Source organism: Mesorhizobium sp. M7A.F.Ca.CA.001.10.2.1 (genome assembly GCF_003998575.1).
Lineage (GTDB): Bacteria > Pseudomonadota > Alphaproteobacteria > Rhizobiales > Rhizobiaceae > Mesorhizobium.
In genome coordinates, this window is record NZ_RZQY01000789.1 from 1 (window position 1) to 2,506 (window position 2,506).

The 2,506-nt window shown below is 61.9% G+C and carries 3 protein-coding genes; 2 read left to right on the top strand and 1 reads right to left on the bottom strand.

Annotated elements, in window-relative coordinates; translation table 11 throughout:
- Positions 1–902: cyclopropane-fatty-acyl-phospholipid synthase family protein (locus EN964_RS31740; RefSeq protein ID WP_164776161.1), on the bottom strand; the 902-nt coding region annotated here is incomplete at its 3' end.
- Positions 903–1,459: 557 nt separating this feature from the next.
- Between EN964_RS31740 and EN964_RS31745 the strand changes: the two genes are divergently transcribed.
- Both EN964_RS31745 and EN964_RS31750 read left to right on the top strand, forming a co-directional pair.
- Positions 1,460–1,750, top strand: a complete 291-nt coding sequence (locus EN964_RS31745) for a Dabb family protein (RefSeq protein WP_023812050.1) — start codon at positions 1,460–1,462, stop codon at positions 1,748–1,750.
- 112 nt (positions 1,751–1,862) lie between these two features.
- A partial coding sequence (locus EN964_RS31750; RefSeq protein WP_164776163.1) for a VOC family protein occupies positions 1,863–2,506 on the top strand: 644 nt, incomplete at its 3' end.

Genomic DNA, 2,506 nt, shown 5'->3' on the forward strand with positions numbered 1-2,506 from the left:
CCGCCAGGCCTTAGACAGGCCTTCATCTTGCCGAAAAACACCGGCCAGTATTTCTCGCCGACCGCCTCGAACATCTCGATCGAGGCGATGCGGTCATAGGTGCCGGTTTCGTCGCGATAATCCTGCAGCTTGATGTCGACCTTGTCGGCAAGACCAGCCCTGGCGATGCGAGCCGTGGCAAAATCGTGCTGCTCGCGGCTGATCGTCAGCCCGGTCACGCGGCAGCCGATCTCGCGCGCCGCGAATTCGGCGAAGCCACCCCAGCCGCAACCGATTTCCAGCACATGGTCCTTCGGACCGATCCCTGTATCCTTCGCCAGAGCGCGATATTTGGCGGCCTGGGCGCCTTCCAGGTCGTTGGCACCGGTCGTGTAGAGCGCCGAGGAATAGGTCATGCTCGGATCGAGCCATTCCTTGTAGAAGGCGTTGCCGAGGTCGTAATGCGCCGAGATATTGCGTTTCGAACCGGTGCGCGTGTTCTGGTTGAACCAGTGGCGGATGCGCTGGACGGTGTTGATCAGCCAACTGGTGCCGCCCGCGATACGCTCGCCAATGACCGAATTGACCACGAACAGCTCCAGGAAGCTGGTCACATCAGGGCTTTCCCAATCGCCGTCCATATAGGATTCGGCAACGCCGATCGTGCCGCCGGAAAAGGCGCGGCCGGGCAAGCGCCAATTCTTCAGCACCAGTTCGGCATCCGGGCCAGGTCCCTTGCCGCCGACGAGCACGGCGCGGCCGTCCGGCAGCCTCACCCTGAGCGAACCGCGAGGCAGGTTCATCGCCGCCGACAGCACCATGCGCGCTTTCGCCGGCAGACCTTTGACGATCTCCGCGAAGTTGAATTCATCGAGCCTGACCGCGTCGCTCAATGCTACGCCAACATGTTCCTTTTGCGCCATCTCATGCCCCTGGATTTCCGCGGTGCCGGCGCAAATTGCCGGACCACGGTTCTCTTGGATCATTCGCCAGCTTCGAACGCCGCCGCGACCGGTTCGTCGGCGAGCGGGCTCGAACGAAGTGCGCGCCCCCTACCAGAGCTTCAGCGCTTCCCGGTGAATCCGTGCGACAATCTTCCACGTCATGCGGGGAAACTTCAAGGGGCAGGCTGCAAGCGGGGCTGTGCCAAGCAGATTGCTCCCGCCGGCGGGCATCTGTGCCTGTGCACAGCCAAGGCGCAGCGCGTCAAAAAACGCCTATGACCGCAGAATTCCTTGTGCGATAGATTTAGCCATGCGTTATGTAATCGTCATTGCCGCCATCGCATTTTTTTTGATCTGGGATGGCATGTACAATCAGGGCCGCTATCTCGACACCGCTGTGAGAGAGCTTAGCCATGTTGTGCGATATGTTACCAGCAAAGCTTAACTCCAGTGGCAGCAGCCGCGACATCCTTGTCGATTGACGCCAACGTCCTGCCGTCACAAAAGACCCCGGCACTTTGATCGAGGAGGCGGGGTTGATCCGGCATATCGTTTTCTTCAGCGCGCGGCGAAAAGAGGATGTCGAGGCCGTGCGCACCGGCTTGCTGGCGCTCGGCGACATTCCTCATTCCAGCCTGTTCGAGGTCACGCTCAACACCAAGGTGGACCCGCTGTCCGATGAGGTCGACGTGGTCGTCTATGCGGAGTTCGCCGATGACGCCGCGCTGGCCGCCTACAAGGCGCACCCGCTCTACGCGCAGACCACCAGCAAGGTCAAACCAATGCGTGAACTGCGCTATTCCGCCGATGTCGTCGCGGGGAGCTGATCGAACCTTGCTCCAAGGGCGCCTTTCGACGGCCGGTGAATTGACGGGCGAACTGGCCGGTATTGCGATCAAGTCTTGAACGGCTTTGCGGAATGATGCACATCGCGCCTGCATGACCAAAACCGCAGCCGCAGGCACTCATCCGCTCGATCATCTGGTGCTGCCGACGCACAGCCTCGATGTGGCGCGAGGCCGGCTCACCGCGCTTGGCTTCGTCGTTGCCCCGGCCGGTATCCATCCGTTCGGAACGGAAAACTGCTGTGTTTTCCTGGCCGACGGCACCTATCTCGAACCTTTGGCGGTCGGCGACGAGCAGGTGGCGGCAAAGGCTATCGCAGACGGCAATGTCTTCGTCGCGCGTGATCGCGCCTATCGCGACAGCAACGGCGACGAGGGATTTTCCGCCATTGTTCTGGGCACGGGCAATGCCGATGCCGACCATGCACGCTATGTCGATGCCGGCATCTCGGCGGGAGACATGCTGGGTTTTTCGCGCGCCTTCACCGACCCGGCCGGCAAAAGCGACGTCGCGTCGTTCAAGCTCGCCTTTGCGGCCGGAGCCGAGGCCACGGACGCCTTCCTGTTTGCCTGCGAGCGGGTCAACGCGCCTGATGTTGATCGCACGGCTTTGCAGGCCCACGCCAACGGCGCGACCGGAATTGTCGAGATCTTGGCGGTCAGCGATGCGCCCGGAAAGCAGCATGGGCTGATTTCCGTGGCGGTGGATGATCCGGCCGCCGACGGGCAGGGCGGCAT